Genomic DNA, 18,602 nt, shown 5'->3' on the forward strand with positions numbered 1-18,602 from the left:
GCGACATCTCCCCCTCGAGGGGGGAGATTAGGTGCTCAGCTCTTGCCCGCCAACACCAGCACCGGCTTCTCGCTGTACAGCGCCGGGAACAGCGACTTCAGATTCGCCACTTTGGGCAGGTCGTTGTAGACGATGTATGGGTAGGTCGGGTTCAGCGTCAGGAAGTCCTGGTGGTACTCTTCGGCCGGATAGAAGGTCTTGCCGGTCTCCAGCGTGGTGACGATCGGCTTGTCGAACACCTTCGCCTGATCGAGCTGGGCGATGTAGCTCTGGGCGATCTTCTGCTGTTCGCCATTCTCGGCAAAGATCGTCGAGCGATACTGGGTGCCTGAATCGGGACCCTGAAAATTCAGCTGCGTCGGGTTGTGCGCGACCGAGAAATACACCTGCAGCAGCTGGCCGTAGGTCACCTTGGACGGATCGTAGGTGACCTCGACCGATTCGGCGTGGCCGGTGCGGCCGCTGCCGACCGTCTCGTAGACGGCGTCATCCTTGGCGCCGCCGGTGTAACCGGAGACGGCCTTGGTCACGCCCTTGACGTGCTGGAAGACGCCCTGCACGCCCCAGAAGCAGCCGCCGGCGAAGATCGCCTTCTCGCTGCCGCTGGCGGCCTTCTCGTCCATAGCGGGCGGCGGGATCACCACCGCGTCCTCGGCCGAACGCGCCGGGCTCTGCCAGAAGGCAGCCGCCGCCGCGGCGACGATGAGCGCGGCAAGCGCGCTCTTGACGATCGGCGTTCTCGTCTTTGCAATGCCGGTCATGTCTGATCTCCTATTGCTCTCTAACACTATACGACGAAAGCCGCCGCAAGGTTCTCAATTTGGGGGGGGCGGGCGCCTTCGCCCTCTCGGTCGCGGCTTCGCGGAGTCGGAGAGGGGGCTGCGCGACGATTAGTTCGCAGGCGCCATCGCGTCCGCCGGCTTCATCGCATCCGTTGCGGGTTTCATCGCATCGGCCGGCTTCATGGCGTCCGTGGCGGGCTTCATCGCATTTGTCGCCATCGGGTCGGCCGGCTTCATGGCATCGGTCGCCGGTGCCATGGCATCCGCGGGCTTCATCGCCTCGGTGGCCATCGGATCGGCCGGCTTCATGGCGTCTTCGGCGCGGGCGCCGGCGGCGAAGGCCGTCATCGAAAGCGCAAAGGCGAGTGCCGTCAGGGTCTTGGTCATTTGTATTTCCTCTGTGATGAGGGCGCGCGGATGCGAGCCCGGTTGTGCCGCTGTTGCGGCGTGAGGTGGAAAAAAGATCAGTTGGCGGCTGCGGCCAGGATCGGCCCGCCGCCGGGGGTCTGCACCAGCACCGCGGTGCTCAAGCCGCCGGAGGCCGCCGGCAGCGGCAAGGTGGTGGCATCGCCGCTCCAGCTGCCGAGTTTTGTCAGCGAGTGCACGACATTGGCATGCGGTAAGGTGCGGCCGGTGTTCTCGCCGCGCGCCACCGGCACCTCGATGACGCCCTTGTTGTAGCGAACCAGCCAGACATCGGCCTTGCCGCCCGGTGCGGTGCCGGCGCCGATGCTGATCTTGCCGCCGTCGAGCGACAGCGATGGACCTGCTGCGTGGCCGCTCGAGGAGATCAGCTGCTCGATCTCGCCCGGTGCAGCACCCACCGCATCGGCGCCGCCATTGACCACGACCTGCGGGGTGAACGGGCCTGAGCGGCCCAGCGACGGCTCATAGCGCACCTGGCGCTGGGTGAATTCCTCGCGGCCGAACGTGTCCTTCCAGCCGAGATAGTCCCAGTAGGTAACGTTGAACGACAGCGCCAGCACGCCCGGCTGATCCTTGACCTTGATCAGATTGGCATTGGCCGGCGGGCAGGACGAGCAGCCCTGGCTGGTGAAGAGTTCGACCACGGTGAGCGGCTGGGCGAAGGCGGTGCCGCCAAGCAGCATCAACGCGGCGCCTGCGGCAGCCAGCATGCCGGCTCGTTTTGAGTTAAGTCCAGTCATCGGGGGTCTCCGTTGCGGCGGGTTCATCCCACACTTCGTCGCTCCCCAAGGCTTCGTTACATGGTTCACCGCTTCGTGATTGGGGGCGGAGAGGCTGGAGGGACAGCGCCCCCCTCTGTCCTGCCGGACATCTCCCCCACGAGGGGGGAGATCAGCAGCGTCGCTGCCTCGCCAATCCTTCGGCGGAGATCCCCGTCAGTCCATTTCAGAAAGGCCGCGCCGGCGGAGCTCTGATCTCCCCCCTCGTGGGGGAGATGTCCGGCAGGACAGAGGGGGGCGCGAAGGATCGCCACGCTTTGAGTGGTCGAAGGCCCTCCGCCACCCGCTTGCCCCTCAACCCTGCCCCTGCTAAAGCGCGCGACATGAGCACGCCTCTCGACCACATCCGCAATTTCTCCATCGTCGCCCATATCGACCATGGCAAATCCACGCTTGCCGACCGGCTGATCCAGTCCACCGGCGGGCTGGAGCTGCGCGACATGAAGGAGCAGGTGCTGGACTCGATGGACATCGAGCGCGAGCGCGGCATCACCATCAAGGCGCAGACGGTGCGGCTGAAATACCGCGCCAACAATGGCGAGGACTATATCCTCAACCTCATCGACACGCCCGGCCATGTCGACTTCGCCTATGAAGTGTCGCGGTCGCTGGCGGCCTGCGAGGGCTCGCTGCTGGTGGTCGACGCCTCGCAAGGCGTCGAGGCGCAGACGCTGGCCAATGTCTACCAGGCCATTGACAACAACCACGAGATCGTCGTGGTGCTGAACAAGGTCGACCTGCCGGCCGCTGAGCCCGAGCGCATTCGCGAGCAGGTCGAGGAAGTCATCGGCATCGACGCCTCCAACGCCGTGCTGATCTCGGCCAAGACCGGCCTTGGCATTCCCGATGTCCTTGAGGCGATCGTCCACCAATTGCCGCCGCCGCGAGAAGGCGACGCCACCGCCCCGCTGAAGGCCATGCTGGTCGACAGCTGGTACGACGCCTATCTCGGCGTCATCGTTTTGGTGCGCATCATCGACGGCGTGCTGAAAAAGGGCCAGACCATCCGCATGATGGGTACCGGCGCCAAATATCTGGTCGAGCGCACCGGCGTCTTCACGCCGGCCCGCATCAATGTCGACGAGCTCGGCCCCGGCGAGTTCGGCTTCTTCACCGGCTCGATCAAGGAAGTGGCCGACACCCGCGTCGGCGACACCATCACCGAGGACAAGCGCCAGACCGCGCATGCGCTGCCCGGCTTCAAGCCGGCGCAGCCGGTGGTGTTCTGCGGCCTGTTCCCGGTCGACGCCGCCGATTTCGAGGATTTGCGCGCCGCCGTCGGCAAACTGCGCCTCAACGACGCCAGCTTCTCCTATGAGATGGAAACCTCGGCCGCGCTCGGCTTCGGCTATCGCTGCGGCTTCCTTGGCTTGCTGCACCTCGAAATCATCCAGGAGCGGCTGGAGCGCGAGTTCAACCTCGACCTCATCGCCACGGCGCCCTCGGTCGTCTACCGGCTGCTGCTCAATGACGGCTCGATGAAGGAGCTGCACAATCCCGCCGACATGCCCGACGTGGTGAAGATCTCGGCCATCGAGGAGCCGTGGATCCGCGCCACCATCCTGACGCCCGACGACTATCTCGGCGGTATTCTAAAACTCTGCCAGGACCGGCGCGGCATCCAGGCCGACCTCTCCTATGTCGGCAAGCGGGCCATGCTGACCTACGATCTGCCGCTCAACGAAGTCGTCTTCGATTTCTACGACCGCCTGAAATCGATCTCCAAGGGCTACGCCTCGTTCGACTATCACCTCACCGACTACCGCGAGGGCGATTTGGTGAAAATGTCGATCCTGGTCAATGAGGAGCCGGTCGACGCGCTGTCCATGCTGGTCCACCGCACCGCCGCCGAAAAGCGCGGCCGCCAGATGTGCGAGAAGCTGAAAGAGCTGATCCCGCACCACCTCTTCAAGATCCCGATCCAGGCCGCCATCGGCGGCAAGGTCATAGCCCGCGAAACCATCTCGGCGCTCCGCAAGGACGTCACCGCCAAATGCTACGGCGGCGACGTCTCGCGCAAGCGCAAGCTGCTCGACAAGCAGAAAGAAGGCAAGAAGCGGATGCGGCAATTTGGGAAGGTCGATATTCCGCAGGAGGCGTTTATCCAGGCGCTGAAGATGGGCGATTAAGAAGCCGGTTGGTGCGCTGAGCGCGCCAAGTCATCGATCCGGAAAGCGCAAGAAAAAGCCGGGAACCTGACCAGGTCCCGGCATAGTTCGGTTGATCGGCTAAAGCGAAGCGGCTACGCCGCCGACGCCTAGTTAGCGGCTACGGAAATGGCCGCACACCGACTCGGTGCGACCAAAGCGGAAGCGCTGGTAAGGGTTCACCCAGACCATGACATCACCCCTTTAAGGCGGTGGGCCTTGAAAAGGCGCGGCAAAGGTGCGATTCTAGGGATGGAGAGGTCCTAGCGTCGCGAGGCTTTACCGCCTCTCTCCGATTGCTTGGTCATCTAGAGCCGCCGTCCCGCTGCAAACGGGATTGGCGGCTTTCTCATAGTCTCCCCTCTGATGCCGATGGCCAGAACGTGAGGGGCTAGACAACTCTCATTCGTCATCTCCGTCGTCGTTTTCTTGCTCCACCTTCGACTTAGGCCGGTCATCGACCGGAAAGCAGAAGTCAAGGACCGCTCCAAAAGTCACCACAAATCTATCGCGCTCCGCACTCGTCCAAGATTGGCCGGCGGACGGGAGGCTGGTTAGCAAGCCGGCGAGAGCAGGTGGCAAGCCATTGTCGATTTGTGGTTTGTGCTGTGGAGGAGGCGGTGGTGGGGTATTTCGCTTTGCCGGCTTCGATTGGGCTCTGGTTTTGGCGGGCGTCCGCTCGCGACCGCTAGCGCGGACCGCGGCGCGCGGGCGGTCAGCACGAACCCCGGCTGCGGAGTAGAGACCAACGAAAGTTGTTACCATGCGGGATTGCTGGCCGGTTGGAACGTAACTCCGGAATGCATCCCGGATACTGGTCTCGTCATCAACCGCCGGATCAATGAATTGTAGAGCGTCGTGGTACGCGGTGTTCAACCATTCCGCCATCCGCGCCTTGAACTCCGCTTCCGGGGCCTTGCGGAGGCCTTCCATTGTAGGGGTAACTTTGCCGTCTGCATCTATCAAATCTAGCGTCTGAAGTGCCTGAAGGGTGCGCGGTATAAGGCTTTCCGGTACACTCGACCTTGTAAGCGCTTCCGAATCCACGGTCGCCGGAAGCCCCCGGCTCCGGTGCTTCTCGATCAAACCAATGATGGCCGACGCAGGCGCGTATGGTGCTGGCTTATCCGTGGTAACAGACATGCTAAAGACCCCCAAAAGAATCAGTATCCTGACATTGAACCAAAGTACCGCCTGTGTCAATGTCGGGTTCGGCAGCCATCTGGTATTCTGGTACAGACACCAACCACTTGTAATTGCTGATAAAAATCTTTAGACTTCGTCTCAGTAACAAACCCATCGAGACAACATCACGTTTAAGCCTACCCTCCTAACGGAAGATTCGGGGCAATACGACGCATCTCTCCGAATCGCGGTTACGGCGGCTAGTGAGGCCGGCGCGCGCCTGGGCCCATCCATTGAAAACGCAAGGCTCTGGAGTATCCTTCTCCCCGCCTTGGGGATACATCACATGCGCACCACATCAGACACCATCGCCGCAACCGGCCTCGCCATCGGCGGCGCCTTCGGCCTGGCCGGCACTTTCGTTTCGAGCGCTCCGCTGCGCGAAACACTCTGGGCGATCGACGGCGTGGCGCTCGTCGTAGCGACCGCGCTGCTGACCATGAAATACCAGCGACTGGGCAATGACCTCGTCGCGGCCGGGTTCCTCACCTTCCTTGCCGGCGAGAGCCAGCTTTTGGCCGGCAATGCGGCGGGGCTCGAGGCCAGTGTGCCCTCCTATGTCGGCGGCATCTCGCTGTGGGCGGCGGCGCTCGTCCTGATCGGCGCGGCGAACACATTTGCGGTGTGGATGCGGCTCACCGGCCTCATCGCCGCAGTCCTGTTTGTCGTGACGGTGGGCATGGTGCTGTGGGGCGCGCCCTTGCTGCCGACCTCGGCGCCACTGCCCGCCGCCGGCTATCCGTTCCTGGTTCTGACCTTTGCCGGCTGGATCTGGACCTTGCTGAAGCGGTAGGCTGGCAGAAATGTCCGCGCCGCTCGAACTCCGCAACAGCGTCACCGGAAAGATCTTCCCGGCAATCGGGCCGTTGCTGATCGGCGCGATCTTCGGTTTCGGCGCGCTGAGCGGGCTGGCGGCGGGCGCCGATGGCGGGCATGTGCTTGTCATCGCGCTGGTGGCGTTCGGCTGCCTTGGGCTCGGCTATGTCATCGCGCGCGGCGCCTTCGACAGTTCGGTCCAGGTCACCCTGGACAGCCACGGCTTCCGCGATGCTCGCGCCGGCGACGTGCTGGTGCCATGGGCGATGGTGAAGAGCGTGCATCTGACCTCCGGCAAGGGTTCGGCGATGCTCAATTTCGAGCTCACGCGGGAGCCGCCCGACGAAATCAAATACGCGCCCGCCAATGCGCTGGACCTAGTGCTGCCCTTCGGCAGGAACATCGTCCACATGGAAATCTCCTCGCTCGACGTGCGCGGCCAAGACGTGGTCGATGCAGTGAAGAAATTCGCGCCGCATGTGGTGGTGAGGCGCTGATTCTTCCTTCTCACTCAGGCAAGATGGAGGAATCGCTCCGCCCGCCGATGCTCAACACTCGGAAACCACCGAAATGTCCGCGCCGATGGAACTCCGCAACAGTCCCACCAACAAGTTCAGTTCCGTCGCCGGGTCGTTGCTGATGGCGGCGATCTTCGGCTTCTACACGCTGAAGGGGCTGGCCGGCGGCGCCGACGGCGGGCGGGTGTTGCTGGTGGCGCTGCTGGCGCTGGGCTTCCTCGGGCTCGCCGGTTACAGCGCGCGCGGCGCCTTCGACACCTCGGTCAAGGTGGTGCTCGACGAAAACGGCTTCCGCGATCGCCGCCTCGGCGACGTGCTGGTGCCATGGGACAAGGTTCAGAGCGTGCACCTCTCCTCCCCCGGCAAGGGCTCGGGAATGGTCAATTTCGAACTGACCGGCGAGCCGCCCGACGAGATCAAATACGCATCGGCCAATGCGCTGAACCGGATCCTGCTCATTGGCGGGAACACCGTGCACATGGAGATCAACTCGCTCGACATGAGCGGCCAAGACCTTATCGAGGCGGTGAGAAAATTCGCGCCGCATGTGGTCGTGAGGCGGTAGGGCTCTCCCCCCTTGAGGGGGTTGAGGAGTGGTCCGCGTAGCGGACGGGGAGCCAATTGCTTGGCTTTCCGAGCGACGAAAGCCGGCCGGCCAGAGGGAGTCGCCTCGCGTCGAGCGCTGGCCTTCCTCAGCGTCAATGAGGTCGAGTCCGGTCGGACCGACCCCCTCTGTCGCCTTTGGCGACATCTCCCCCTCGAGGGGGGAGATTACCCGCTCTACCGCCGCTTCTCCGCTCATGCTCTAGTTCCCGTCTCCGATTCGGAAACCCACCGCCATGCTCCGCCTCACCCTTGCCGCCCTCATCATCGCCACCCCGGCGCATGCCGCCGATATGGCGTTCTTCGTCAAGAACCTGCGCAAGCAGGCGGTGGCGGTGGAGTTGTTCAGCCGCGACCGCAAGATGTCGTGGCCGGGCGGCGACCAGGTGTTTCTGATCGAGCCCAACTCGCAGAAATCGGTGCCGATCTCGTGCTCTCAGGGCGAAAACATCTGCTACGGCGCCTGGGTCAACGGCAACGATGCGATTTCGGCCGGCGTCGGGCCGGACAATGACCAGCCATGCGATACCTGCTGCTTCATCTGCGTGGAGAAGACGACGGAGACGATCGATCTGGTGGAGTAGCGCCATTTATCTCCCCCCTTGAGGGGGAGATGGCCGCGAAGCGGCCAGAGGGGGTCGTCTCGCGTGGAGCGCCGGCCTTCTCTGTCGCGGGACGTCGAGCCCGGTCGCACCGACCCCCTCTGTCGCCTTTGGCGACATCTCCCCCTCGAGGGGGGAGATCAGCCGCCCCCAAGCGAGCTTGACGCCCTTGCCGCTACCGCCCTAGCCTCTTGTCACCCACCACGAGGAGAAGCTCCATGGCAGGCACGGTCGAAGGCGAGAAGATCGACGTTTCCTTCAACGGCAAGCGCTGCATCCATTCGCGCAATTGCGTGCTCGGCAATCCGCATGTTTTCGTGCCCAATGCGCCCGGCGAGTGGATCCACCCCGAGGCGGCGAGCGTCGAGCAAGTGGTGACGCTGGCCGAAAACTGTCCGTCCGGCGCCATCGGCTACTTCAGGAAGGATGGCGGGCCGCAGGAGAAGCCGCCGATGGTCAACACCGTGCGGCTGCGCGAGAACGGGCCGTTGGCCGTCCATGCCGAGATCGTGCTCGGCGGCGAGACCTCCTTTCGCGCCACGCTCTGCCGCTGCGGCGCCTCGCAAAACAAGCCGTTCTGCGACAACAGCCACATCAAGGCCGGCTTCACAGCCACCGGCGAGCCGCCGCTGAAGGACGCGCCGGCAACGCTGGAGGCGCGCAACGGCCCGCTGACCATAACGCCAACCACCAACGGGCCATTGAAGGTCGAAGGCAATGCCGAGATCGTCACCGGCACCGGCCACACGATCGACCGCACCACCCGCACCTTTCTCTGCCGCTGCGGCCACTCGGCCAACAAGCCGTTTTGCGATGGATCGCATAAACGGGTTGGGTTTGTGGGGTAGCGGAAGATAATCTCCCCCCTTGAGGGGGAGATGTCGCCGCAGGCGACAGAGGGGGTCGCCTCGCGTGAAGCGCCGACGACGTCTCGGCGCAGAGCACGTCGGCGCTTCATGCGCAAGGACCCCCTCTGGCCTGCCGGCCATCTCCCCCTCAAGGGGGGAGATCAGCAGTTTCGCCGCCTTCGCCAATCACCCCAAAATCAGTCAGGGACTGCCCTTCAATGTCACCCCGCATCATGCCATGCTCGCCCTCTCGGCCGAGGGGGCCGATTCTCAATCCGGGGAACGTCATGTCTTTCACCATCACCCGCCGCATCGTCGTTGCATTCTCGCTTGCCGCTCTGCTGGCGCCATCGGCCTATGCCGCCGATATCACCTTTGCCGTCAAGAACAGCCATCCCAACGCCATGCGCCTCGAGCTCTATAGCCAGGACCGCGACTATGTCTGGCCGGGCAACGACAAGGATTTTTATCTCGACGATGGCGAGACCAAGCAGATCCCGATCTCGTGCAACGAGGGCGAGTCCATCTGCTACGGCGCCTGGGTAGACGGCGACGAGGAAACCTATTGGGGCGTCGGCCCCAACAACAAGGAAAAATGCGAAGACTGCTGCTACACCTGCAGCGGCGGCGAGACCGAAGAGATTGAACTGGTGCCGTAGGGCGGCGGGCGCGGCTGCCGTTCCAGCTTGGGTTCCTCGCCCCCACGAAGTGGGGGAGAGGTGGATCGGCGAAGCCGAGACGGAGAGGGGGCTGCGCCCTACGAAAAGGCCCCTCTCCGTCCGCTTCGCGGCCACCTCTCCCCCGCTTTGCGGGGGCGAGGAACCCAAGTTCTGTTAGGCCCGTTAGACAGCCGCCGACATCTCACAACCGCCCGGCCGGGGGCCCGTTGCCTTCGGCAACTCCCCGGCGTTCGAGCCCTTTCATCGTGCCACCGGCACGATGAATTCGCCTTCGGCGAACCGGGCTCTCACCCCAGCAGCGCCCTTTGCCGCTTCGACCCACCCGCCTTGCGCCAGGCGTTGAACCTGTGCGTGGCGGCGGCAAACGAGATCTTCATCTGCTGGGCGACCGAATAGCGTGACTTGCCTTCGTCGAACATGCGGTAGCAGCACTCGACGCCCTCCTCGGTCAGCTTGCCGTCGGGAGCCTTGTTGTGCGGATTGGCGGGGTCGAATTTTTCGACCTGCTGTTCGACCAGGCCTTTCAGCCGCTGCAGGTCGGCCTCGATGCTGGCGATGAGATCGAGGACGGGTTTGGGGTCGAAATGGTCGTGCGGCTTTGCCGTCATCTCCAGGGGTTCCTTTCGATTTGCGTGTTACCGCCTATATAGGCGAACATTCGCTAATAATGAAGGGCGCGGGCAGGCGCGGTGCTTCAACACTTGTTGACCGGCGATTGACCGGAGCGGCCGCAGCCCCTAGTTTAGAATTATTCTAAACTTGGGTGAATTTATCATGCTTTCCCGTGTCTTCGGTTTCGGCCGCCGTTCCTTCGAATCGCTGTCGGAACAGGAAATCCTGGCGCTGGCGATTTCGTCGGAGGAAGATGACGGGCGCATCTACCGCGCCTATGCCGAGGGACTGGCCGAAAGCTTTCCGCAATCGGCAAAAGTGTTCGAGGCGATGGCGCTCGAGGAAGACGGGCATCGCGATTCCCTGATCGAGCTTTACCGCAAGCGTTTCGGCGAGCGCATTCCGCTGCTGCGACGCGAACATGTAAAGGGTTATTACGAGCGCAAGCCCGACTGGCTGGTGCGGCCGCTGGGCGTCGAACATGTTCGGCGCCAAGCCGAAGAGATGGAGCGGCAGGCCTATCGTTTCTATGTCGAGGCGGCCAAGCGCACCAGCGACGCTTCGACCCGAAAGCTGCTCGGCGAGCTGGCCGCTGCCGAACAGAGCCATGAGAATTCAGCGCATCGGCTGGAGCAGAAACTTGTGCCGGGCGAGGTGAAGGACGAAGAGGCAAATGCGGAGCAGCGCCAGTTCATCCTGACCTACGTGCAGCCGGGGCTGGCCGGGCTGATGGACGGCTCGGTGTCGACGCTGGCGCCGATCTTTGCCGCAGCGTTTGCCACGCATGACACCTGGCAGACGCTGCTGGTCGGCCTTGCCGCCTCGATCGGCGCCGGCATTTCGATGGGCTTCACCGAAGTCGCTTCCGACGACGGCAAACTGTCGGGTCGCGGCTCGCCGATCAAGCGGGGGCTGACCGTCGGCATCATGACGACACTGGGCGGGCTCGGCCACGCGCTGCCCTATCTCATCCCGCATTTCTGGACGGCAACGGCGGTGGCGGCCGTGGTGGTGTTCTTCGAACTGTGGACGATCGCCTTCGTCCAGAACCGCTACATGCAGACACCGTTTCTGCGCGCGGCGTTTCAGGTGGTGCTGGGCGGCGCGCTGGTGTTCGCGGCGGGGGTGCTGATCGGGAATGCCTAGGTGGACGAAAAGTCGGCGCTGCCCCTCATCTGCCTGCCGGCATCTTCTCCCCGTAAACGGGGAGAAGGGGGCTATCGCGAATTTCGGCACTTGTTCTGCGCCGTTGGCGATTGGCGAAACCATTTGCAACAGCGTCTTTCTCCCCGTCACTATACGGGGAGAAATGTGCGGCAGGACAATGAGGGGCGGCGCGATGGTCGACGGTTATGAACCCCGTCCGACATCGTCACTGCTCTATCCATTCACCGCCCGGCTATCCGCCGGCGCTTCGTCTCTCTCAGTCAGCCCATAATCCCGCACCACATGCGCGATGCGCAACCGGTAGCCGGCAAAGATTCCGCCACGGCCGGCTTTTTGCGCCTGCCGGTGCTCCTCGGTGTTGCGCCAGGCTTTCACCGCTTCCTCGTCGCGCCAGAACGACAACGACAGGATGCGGTTCGGGTCGACCAGGCTCTGAAACCGCTCGATCGAGATGAAACCGTCGATACCGTCGAGCAGCGGCCTGAGCTCCGCGGCGATGCCAAGATAGGCATCGCGCTTTCCCTCCGCCGGTTGCACCTCGAAAATGACTGCGATCATGCTTCCTCCTTGACCGCGGTCTGGAACAGCTGCCGCGGTCCATGCGGCCCGGACACCAGCTTCAGGAAGATGCGGTCTTCTTTCAAGATGAACTTTTCGCGGCGGGCGAATTCGTAATTGGCCTTGCCGGCGGGATCGGCGGCGAGCCGGGCGCGATAGGCTTCGTAGGCGGCCAGGTTGTCGATGTTGTAGGCGGCGTAGGCCGTGGTGGCCGAGCCCTCATGCGGGGCGTAGTAGCCGATCAGGTCGGCGCCGCAGCGCGGGATCGCCTGGCCCCAGGCCTTGGCATATTGCTCGAACGCCGCCTTGCCGAACGGGTCGATCTCGTAGCGGATGAAGCAGGTGATGGTCATGTCGGTCTCCTTGGGTTTCTGCGTGGATGGTTCGAGCGGCGTCGAAACGTTGTGCCGCCGGGCCTGCTAAGCAAAAGTGCTGGCGGTCAGGCCTGCCAGAAGGATTTCGCGCACTCGCGGCGCACATCCTCCCGGGTCAGGCCGAGATCGCGCAGCAAATGGTCGTCGATCTCGTCGAGGTTGAGCCGCTGCAGATGGCGGTCGTACCAGCGGGCGAGCAGCCGCCGATGCAGCCAGGTGACGAACGGGAACGGCTGGCGGCTGGCGAGTGGGGCGGAAGCGGTTGGCATGGCGTTCTCCTTGATCTCAGCCGACATTAGTGATTATCTCGCAAGAATGCTTCGATGGAGACCGAACTATGCGTGAAGGACCAGACATCGCTCGCATCGCCAGCCTGGTCGGCGATCCGGCGCGAGCAAACATGCTGAATGCGCTGATGGGCGGCACGGCTTTGACGGCAAGCGAACTGGCGCTGGAGGCCGGCGTGTCGCTGCCGACGGCGTCGTCGCATCTGTCCAAATTGATGGAGGGCGGGCTTTTGACTTTGGCCAGCCAGGGCCGGCATCGCTATTACGGCCTCGCCGGGCCGCAGGTGGCGGGCATGATCGAAGCGATCACGGGCGTGGCGGAGGCGGTCGGCCCCAAGCGCGTGCGGCCGGGGCCGCGCGACGGCGCGATGCGCGTTGCCCGCGTCTGCTATGACCACCTCGCCGGCGAGCAGGCCGTGGCGATGCTGGACCGGCTTGTGGCGCGCGACATTCTTTTGCGCAACGACAACGAGATCCGGCTCGGGCCGTCGGCGGCCTCGCATTTTTCGGCCATCGGCATCGATGTCGGCGCCAAGCCGCGCCGCCCGGTGTGCCGCGCCTGCCTCGACTGGAGCGTGCGCCGCTCGCACCTCGCGGGAACGCTGGGCGCGGCGATCCTCGACAAGATCCTGGCGGAGAAATGGGCAAGGCGGGAGAAGGACAGTCGGGCCGTGGTGTTTTCACCGCCGGGGAAACAGGCTTTTGAGCGGGTGTTTTTGGGGTGAAGGTTTGGCGCTGCCACTCCGCCTTCGTCATCCACGGGCGGAGCAAGGAGCGCAGCGACGCAGCGCAGACCCGAGGATCCATGCCGTGACCTTCGTGCGCCGCAACGATGCAGAACCTCGGAAACCAGTGAGAAGACCGCCATTTCTGAGCCGCCGTGCGCTTCGTCAAACGTCACGGAATGGATCCTAGGGTCTGCGCTCCGCTTCGCGTCGCTACGCCCTAGGATGACGAAGGCTGGGGGGCCTCACCCCCGCTTCAGCACCTTCGCCTGCTTGAAAAACTCCGCCCACGGATCGGCCTTCTCCAACTCCTTCAGCGTCGTCTTGTCGCCGATCGGGAAAGAATTCGGCGCCAGCCCCGCTTCCACCTCCGCCCATGTCACGGGAATGGACACCGTCGCCCCCTTCTTGGCGCGTGAGGAGTACGGCGCCACCGTCGTCGAACCCCTGCCGTTGCGCAGATAGTCGACGAAGATCTTTCCGGTGCGCGCCTTTTTCGACAGCGTCGCCGTGTAGCGGTCGGGGGCTGCCTGCTCCAGCGCCTTGGCGAAATCATGCGAGAAGGTTTTGACTTCCTCCCAATCCGCCGACGGTTTCAGCGGCACCAGCACGTGATAGCCCTTGCCGCCCGAGGGCTTGACGAAGTTGGGGAGCGACAGATCGTCGAGCTTGCCTCGGATGTCGAGGGCGGCTTCGCGCACCGCCTTGACGTCGACGCCCTCGTCGGGATCGAGATCGAAGATGATCTGGTCCGGCTTTTCCAGCGCGTCGGTCGTGCAACCCCAGATGTGGACCTCGACGACGCCGTACTGGACCAGAGCGGCAAGGCCGTCGAAATCGCGGATGAACAGGATCTCCTCGCCATCGGTCGGGTCTTTCATCCGGGCGATCTTGTCGCTCATTCCGGCCGAGGCGTGTTTCTGGAAAAAGCGCGGCCCGCCTATGCCGTCCGGCGCTCTGACCAGGCTGAGCGGCCGGTTGATGATGAACTGCTCCATGCGCGGCCAGACCAGCGCGTAGTGCTCGAGCAAGGCCTGCTTGGATATTTTCTCCTCGGGCCACAGCAGTTTTTCCGGATGGGAGAGTTTTACGCTGGTCGTGACCGTCCCGGAAACTTTGGACCCGGCCTTGCCGGCGCTGCTTGCCGCGGGCTTTGCCTTGCTGCCGGCCTTCGATGGCTTTTCCTGCACGACTTCCTCCGCCGGCTTGTCCTCGCGCAGTCCCTGGAACGACGCATGGCGTATTATACGGTCCGAGGTCCAGCTGCGGAACTCCACTTCGCCGACAAGTTCAGGCTTGACCCAGACCAGGCCTTTGCCCTTCGGCACAGCGGCGGCGAAAGGCGATGATTTTGCCTTCAGAGCATCGAGCTTCTTCTTCAGGTCCGTCGCGCCCTTGACCGAAAAGCCGGTGCCGACGCGGCCGGCATAATTGAGCTTGCCGCCTTCGAAATAGCCGACCAGCAGCGAGCGCAGGCCGCGGCCGGTCTTTTCCGACGGCAGATAGCCGCCAATAACGAATTCCTGGCGCTCCGTGCATTTCGACTTCACCCAGGAGGGACCACGGCCGCTGCGGTAGGGTGCGTCGGCGCGTTTGGAGACGATGCCTTCAAGCCCCATGCGGCAGGCATGCTGCAGCATGATCTTGCCAGGCTCGGCGAAATGATCGCTGAAGCGAACGGCGGCATTCTCACCCGGCTCGCCGAGCAGCTCCTGCAAGGCCTGCTTGCGCTCGACCAGCGGCTCGCGGCGCAAATCCTTGCCGTCGAGCCGCATCATGTCGAAGACGTAGTAGGTGAAGCGGCTGGTGCGATTGGCGGACAAATCCTGCTGCAGCAGCGCGAAGGACGAAACGCCGCTGTCGGCCAGCACCACGATCTCGCCGTCGATGATGGCGTCGCTGCATTTCAGCTGGGCCAGCTCGGCAACGATCTCTGCGCCGAATTTTTCCGTCCAGTCGAGGCCGGTGCGGGTCAGCAATCGCACCTCGGTACCGGCGATCTGCGCCTGCATGCGGTAGCCGTCGAATTTGACCTCGTGCAGCCAGTCCTTGCCGGGCGGCGCCTCACGCTCCAGCGTTGCCAGCTGCGGTTCGACAAAATCGAGACGCTTGCCGGCCTTCGCCTTGCTTGAGGCGGCAGGCTTGTTGGAATGCCAGACTTTCGGCTTCTTGCCGTCGGCGGTCTTGCCCTCCGCGACCTGCTCGATGGTGAGGCCGGATTTTACCGATTTCGGTGCGTCCTTCAGAATGTCTTCGCCCGGGCGGGCAGCGGCATCGTCGGATTTGATCAGCAGCCAGTTGTCGCGTTTTTCGCCCGCGCGGGGTTTTAGCCTGACGAGGTGCCACAGGCCGTTCAGCTTCTTTCCTTTGAGCTCGAACGAGATGTGGCCCTTTTTCATCGCCTTGGCGGGGTCGATCTCGGGCGTCCATGTGCCTTCGTCCCAGACGATGACGGTGCCGCCGCCATATTCGCCCTTGGGGATGGTGCCCTCGAAGCCGGCATATTCGATCGGGTGATCCTCGACATGCACTGCCAGCCGCTTTTCGTGCGGATCGAGGCTTGGGCCGCGCGTTACTGCCCAGCTCCACAAGACGCCGTCATGCTCGAGGCGGAAATCGTAATGCAGCCTGGTCGCATCGTGCTTCTGGATGACGAAGATGCCGCCGGGCTGCTTGCCGCGCGTAACCTTGCCCGCAGGCTCGGCCGTCTTCTTGAAATCGCGCTTGGACTGATACTGTTCAAGGCTGGCCATGGTGCTCACGCCGATTTGCGTTTGGGCGCGGAAGCTTTCACCTTGCCGCTTTTGGCCGCCGGCCTGGCCTTCTTGGCCGGGCCTGTCGCCGCGCCGCCATCCGACAGGCTCTTCTTCAGCGCGTCGAACAGATTGACCACGTTGGACGGCTTGGGCGCGGCCTGTGGCTTCGGCGCCTTCTTGCCGGCCTTCTTGGCGCGGATCAGTTCGAGCAGCGCGTCCTCATATTTGTCCTCGAATTTCGACGGATCGAACTTCGCCTTCTTCTTGTCGATGATGAGTTCGGCGAGATCGGTCATCTCCTGGTCGGTCTTCACCGCCTTGATGTCGCCGAAGACGCTGTCGGGCTGCCGCACCGTGTTGTCGTAGCGCAAAGTGGTCAGCACCATGCCTTTGCCGAGCGGTTCGATGACGACGGGACGTTCTCTGGCGTAGAGCACGATGCGCGCCAGCCCGGCCATCTTCTTGCCGGCCATGGCGTCGCGGATGACGGCAAAGGCTTCTTCCGACACCTTGTCGGCCGGCGCGACATAGTAGGGCGTGTCGAGATAGATCTGCTGGATCGAGGCTTTGTCGACGAAGCCGTCCAGCGCCATGGTGTGCGAGGACTCGATCTGCACCGCGGCGATCTCGTCTTCCTCGATATGGACGAAGTCGCCGTCATCGAGTTCGTAGCCCTTGATCTCGTTGCCTTCCTCCAACGGCTTGCCGGTTTCGGCATCGACATAGATGCGCTTGACCGTGTTGCCGGTCTTGCGGTTCAGCACCCTAAACGAGACTTTTTCGGTGTGGGTGACGACGTTGGTCAGTTCGACGGCGCAGGTGACCAGCGACAGTTTCAGATAGCCCTTCCAGGCGGGGCGGGGTGCCATGGCGAAACTCCTGCGCGATACGGTTCAACCGAGAACGGGTAAAGCCGATTCCGGTTCCGAACGCTGCCTGTCGGCTTTCCAGCCGTGCGCACGGAAATTTCGCGGGGGTCACCGAAATTGAAACAGAACCGCGCCGAAGCGACATCCAGACGAAACATATGTGATGCAAAAGTCACATTGGCCGGAAAGGGCTCAAAAGGCTCTTAAAGACCCCGAAACCGCCGCATTCCGGCCACGAAGCGACGGGTTTTCGACCGAAGATTAACATCGTGTTCACCGACTATTCACGCCTCGACGCTATGATCCCCGCAATCGGACGGGACATCCGAAAATCGGGACAGGGACTTAAGTAAAATGAAATTCTGGGGCCACATCGCCGGCTATGCCGCCGCCATCCGCGAATTCATCGCGCCGACCTATCGGCCGGAGCGCTATTACATGCGCGGACCAGGCCCGGCCTGCGCCCGTCGCGGCAGCTCGCTCGGCGCGCACTGATCATGACGTTCGAAAGCCGTCACGACAGCCGGATCTGCAGACCGGCCGCCGACCACCGCGCAACCACCTATCGCGCCGAGCGCCCTGCGCTGGCCGCGAGAAGCCGTGCGACAACGCCGCGGCTTTGATCCCGTAGCCGGCAGGCTTAGTGTCGCCTGACGCAAGCTGCCGGATGTCCCGTGACTTCTTCTCCTGACTCCCTCGATGCCAGCCAGCCGTTGATCGTTTTCGATGGCGTCTGCGTGCTCTGCTCGGGCTTCGTGCGCACGGTGGTCAGGCTCGACCGCAAAAGCCGCTTCCGCTTCGCCACGGCGCAGTCGCCCTTCGGCGAGGCGCTGTTCCACAAGCATGGACTGCGCACCGACAGTTACGAGACCAATCTGGTCCTCATCAACGGCGCTCCTTTCATACGGCTGGACAGTTTTGTTACCGTGATGGCCGAACTCGGCTGGCCGTGGCGGGCGGCCAAAGCCCTGCTGCTGTTGCCGCGCCCCTTGCGCGACTGGCTCTACGAACGCATCGCCAAAAACCGCTACGCCATCTTCGGCCGCAAGGACAGTTGCGAGATCCCGTCCGCCGCGATGCGTGCGCGCATGATCGGCTGATCCCATGTCGCCCAAAAGTGACCTCGGTTTTGGGGAAACGACATGCATGGAGGCAACCGCGCGATGAGGCTTCTGGTCGTCGGCGGCTACGGCATTTTCGGCGGCCGCATCGTGCAATTGCTGGAGAGCGAGCCGCGCCAAAAGGCTAATCCATCCGGCCCCCCTCAGTCCGGCAGCGCCGCGACGGCGACGATCTCGATGAGGATGTCGGCCTGGGCAAGCGCTGCGACACCGATCACCTCCGAAGGCGGCGGATTGTTGTAGCTGCAATGCTTCGGACAATGCTCGGCGAAGAACGCGTCCAGCACGTCGAGACGAAAATTGGGAGAGTTGAGAACGCCACCGTCCGGAAATGGACCCCTGACGAAGAAGGTCAGCCTGATGAGGTGGTCGAGGCCACTGCCAAGTTCCTCCAGATCCGATTTGATGTTGCCGAGAACTTCACGCCACTGCGCCGCCGCATCGCCGGCGAAACCGCCGCCCTTCTTGCCGGCTGGATCGTAGTCGGCCGATGTCGCGGTGTTGCCGCAGAGATAGACGGTGCCTTTCGCGCCGCTGACGACGGTGCCTTTGCCCCATGGCATCAGCCGGCCGTTCTTGAATTTCTTGTGAGTCACGAGGTTCATTCGCTTCTCCCATCTCTCGCGTGACGTGCCCGCCATGGCAGAGGATAGTGCTGCGCCAGCCGTCGTCCAGCCGACGAGGCAGAGGCGGGTGCTTGCGAAATCTCCCGGCGAAGGCGAAAGTTTTTTCCGAAGCCTGTCGAAA

The 18,602-nt window shown here is 63.3% G+C and carries 21 protein-coding genes; 11 read left to right on the top strand and 10 right to left on the bottom strand.

The window, feature by feature from the left end; translation table 11 throughout:
• Window positions 1-35: 35 nt before the first annotated feature.
• From msrA to FJV77_RS14225, 3 genes are all read right to left on the bottom strand, one after another.
• Window positions 36-761, bottom strand: a complete 726-nt coding sequence (gene msrA / locus FJV77_RS14215) for a peptide-methionine (S)-S-oxide reductase MsrA (protein WP_142867430.1) — start codon at window positions 759-761, stop codon at window positions 36-38.
• Window positions 762-890: 129 nt separating this feature from the next.
• Window positions 891-1,169, bottom strand: coding sequence for a hypothetical protein (locus FJV77_RS14220; protein ID WP_142867431.1), 279 nt, complete (start codon window positions 1,167-1,169; stop codon window positions 891-893).
• A 77-nt stretch (window positions 1,170-1,246) separates the two neighbouring features.
• On the bottom strand, window positions 1,247-1,891 hold the full coding sequence (locus FJV77_RS14225) for a DUF1223 domain-containing protein (RefSeq protein WP_246691263.1): 645 nt from the start codon (window positions 1,889-1,891) through the stop codon (window positions 1,247-1,249).
• Window positions 1,892-2,310: 419 nt separating this feature from the next.
• Between FJV77_RS14225 and lepA the strand changes: the two genes are divergently transcribed.
• The 7 genes from lepA to FJV77_RS14265 all read left to right on the top strand — a co-directional run bounded on the left by lepA (window position 2,311) and on the right by FJV77_RS14265 (window position 9,365).
• Window positions 2,311-4,116 (top strand): translation elongation factor 4, encoded by a 1,806-nt coding sequence (gene lepA, locus FJV77_RS14235; RefSeq protein WP_142867432.1) that lies wholly within the window; start codon window positions 2,311-2,313, stop codon window positions 4,114-4,116.
• 1,489 nt (window positions 4,117-5,605) lie between these two features.
• On the top strand, window positions 5,606-6,112 hold the full coding sequence (locus FJV77_RS14240; RefSeq protein ID WP_142867433.1) for a hypothetical protein: 507 nt from the start codon (window positions 5,606-5,608) through the stop codon (window positions 6,110-6,112).
• Between the two features lie 10 nt (window positions 6,113-6,122).
• Window positions 6,123-6,632, top strand: coding sequence for a hypothetical protein (locus tag FJV77_RS14245; RefSeq protein WP_142867434.1), 510 nt, complete (start codon window positions 6,123-6,125; stop codon window positions 6,630-6,632).
• 73 nt (window positions 6,633-6,705) lie between these two features.
• On the top strand, window positions 6,706-7,218 hold the full coding sequence (locus FJV77_RS14250; RefSeq protein WP_142867435.1) for a hypothetical protein: 513 nt from the start codon (window positions 6,706-6,708) through the stop codon (window positions 7,216-7,218).
• 274 nt (window positions 7,219-7,492) lie between these two features.
• Window positions 7,493-7,840 (top strand): hypothetical protein, encoded by a 348-nt coding sequence (locus FJV77_RS14255; protein WP_142867436.1) that lies wholly within the window; start codon window positions 7,493-7,495, stop codon window positions 7,838-7,840.
• A gap of 236 nt (window positions 7,841-8,076) precedes the next feature.
• Window positions 8,077-8,706 carry a CDGSH iron-sulfur domain-containing protein gene (locus tag FJV77_RS14260; protein ID WP_142867437.1) on the top strand — a complete coding sequence of 210 codons (630 nt, stop codon included), beginning with the start codon at window positions 8,077-8,079 and terminating at the stop codon, window positions 8,704-8,706.
• Window positions 8,707-8,993: 287 nt separating this feature from the next.
• Complete coding sequence (locus FJV77_RS14265) at window positions 8,994-9,365, top strand: hypothetical protein (protein ID WP_142867438.1); 372 nt, start codon at window positions 8,994-8,996, stop codon at window positions 9,363-9,365.
• 308 nt (window positions 9,366-9,673) lie between these two features.
• On the opposite strand, the gene FJV77_RS14270 is transcribed toward FJV77_RS14265, so the two are convergent.
• Complete coding sequence (locus FJV77_RS14270; protein ID WP_142867439.1) at window positions 9,674-9,994, bottom strand: hypothetical protein; 321 nt, start codon at window positions 9,992-9,994, stop codon at window positions 9,674-9,676.
• Between the two features lie 166 nt (window positions 9,995-10,160).
• On the opposite strand from FJV77_RS14270, the gene mbfA reads away from it, so the two are divergent.
• The gene (gene mbfA / locus FJV77_RS14275; RefSeq protein WP_142867440.1) at window positions 10,161-11,144 is read left to right on the top strand and encodes an iron exporter MbfA; all 984 of its coding nucleotides are present in this window, start codon (window positions 10,161-10,163) and stop codon (window positions 11,142-11,144) included.
• 234 nt (window positions 11,145-11,378) lie between these two features.
• Here mbfA and FJV77_RS14285 read toward each other — a convergent pair whose 3' ends face one another.
• The 3 genes from FJV77_RS14285 to FJV77_RS14295 form a co-directional block, all read right to left on the bottom strand.
• Entirely contained in the window at window positions 11,379-11,723 is a 345-nt protein-coding gene (locus tag FJV77_RS14285) for an antibiotic biosynthesis monooxygenase (protein WP_112559097.1), read from the bottom strand.
• Window positions 11,720-12,076 carry an NIPSNAP family protein gene (locus FJV77_RS14290; protein WP_142867441.1) on the bottom strand — a complete coding sequence of 119 codons (357 nt, stop codon included), beginning with the start codon at window positions 12,074-12,076 and terminating at the stop codon, window positions 11,720-11,722. Before FJV77_RS14290 ends, FJV77_RS14285 begins: the two co-directional genes overlap by 4 nt.
• 86 nt (window positions 12,077-12,162) lie before the next feature.
• Window positions 12,163-12,366 carry a DUF1127 domain-containing protein gene (locus tag FJV77_RS14295; RefSeq protein WP_142867442.1) on the bottom strand — a complete coding sequence of 68 codons (204 nt, stop codon included), beginning with the start codon at window positions 12,364-12,366 and terminating at the stop codon, window positions 12,163-12,165.
• 68 nt (window positions 12,367-12,434) lie between these two features.
• Here FJV77_RS14295 and FJV77_RS14300 point away from each other — a divergent pair, with 68 nt between their 5' ends.
• The gene (locus tag FJV77_RS14300; RefSeq protein ID WP_142867443.1) at window positions 12,435-13,109 is read left to right on the top strand and encodes a winged helix-turn-helix domain-containing protein; all 675 of its coding nucleotides are present in this window, start codon (window positions 12,435-12,437) and stop codon (window positions 13,107-13,109) included.
• Between the two features lie 245 nt (window positions 13,110-13,354).
• On the opposite strand, the gene ligD is transcribed toward FJV77_RS14300, so the two are convergent.
• Both ligD and FJV77_RS14310 read right to left on the bottom strand, forming a co-directional pair.
• Window positions 13,355-15,862 carry a DNA ligase D gene (gene ligD, locus FJV77_RS14305; protein WP_142867444.1) on the bottom strand — a complete coding sequence of 836 codons (2,508 nt, stop codon included), beginning with the start codon at window positions 15,860-15,862 and terminating at the stop codon, window positions 13,355-13,357.
• A 5-nt stretch (window positions 15,863-15,867) separates the two neighbouring features.
• The gene (locus FJV77_RS14310; protein WP_142867445.1) at window positions 15,868-16,734 is read right to left on the bottom strand and encodes a Ku protein; all 867 of its coding nucleotides are present in this window, start codon (window positions 16,732-16,734) and stop codon (window positions 15,868-15,870) included.
• A gap of 354 nt (window positions 16,735-17,088) precedes the next feature.
• Between FJV77_RS14310 and FJV77_RS14315 the strand changes: the two genes are divergently transcribed.
• Window positions 17,089-17,229, top strand: a complete 141-nt coding sequence (locus tag FJV77_RS14315) for a hypothetical protein (protein WP_023672040.1) — start codon at window positions 17,089-17,091, stop codon at window positions 17,227-17,229.
• A 179-nt stretch (window positions 17,230-17,408) separates the two neighbouring features.
• Window positions 17,409-17,834: a DCC1-like thiol-disulfide oxidoreductase family protein gene (locus FJV77_RS14320; RefSeq protein ID WP_246691257.1), complete on the top strand. Its 426-nt coding sequence runs from the start codon at window positions 17,409-17,411 to the stop codon at window positions 17,832-17,834.
• Between the two features lie 164 nt (window positions 17,835-17,998).
• Here FJV77_RS14320 and FJV77_RS14325 read toward each other — a convergent pair whose 3' ends face one another.
• Window positions 17,999-18,460 (bottom strand): RidA family protein, encoded by a 462-nt coding sequence (locus FJV77_RS14325; RefSeq protein WP_142867447.1) that lies wholly within the window; start codon window positions 18,458-18,460, stop codon window positions 17,999-18,001.
• Between the last annotated feature and the right edge of the window lie 142 nt (window positions 18,461-18,602).

It is taken from the genome of Mesorhizobium sp. WSM4306 (assembly GCF_007003975.1).
Lineage (GTDB): Bacteria > Pseudomonadota > Alphaproteobacteria > Rhizobiales > Rhizobiaceae > Mesorhizobium.